The sequence below is a fragment of the Glycomyces sp. L485 genome (assembly GCF_022548875.1).
Taxonomy (GTDB): domain Bacteria; phylum Actinomycetota; class Actinomycetes; order Mycobacteriales; family Micromonosporaceae; genus Glycomyces.
Window position 1 is genome coordinate 1 of record NZ_JAKZEW010000140.1, and the last position, 220, is coordinate 220.

Consider the following 220-nt stretch of genomic DNA (forward strand, 5'->3'; position numbering starts at 1 on the left):
GCTATTAATCCGGAACTGTCAGGTTGGGTTGTGGGTCCTATTTGCTTGCGGCCGTGGCGATGTAGGCGAGTTCGGGGTGCCCGAAGAAGCTTCTGACAGTCTCAGGCAGTTTCTGGAGACGGCGCAACGCGCCAAGCGCAGTACGGTGCAGACCGCCCGCATCCTTGATAGCCGTGCGCCCGATGCCGCGCTTCACGGTGTTCCACACCAGCTCATCGGG

The 220-nt window shown here is 61.4% G+C and carries 1 pseudogene; it reads right to left on the reverse strand.

The annotated features are described in order from the left end of the window. Nucleotides 1-37 precede the first annotated feature (37 nt). Nucleotides 38-220 (reverse strand): annotated as a pseudogene (locus tag L0U85_RS20285) (IS630 family transposase); the annotation flags it as partial.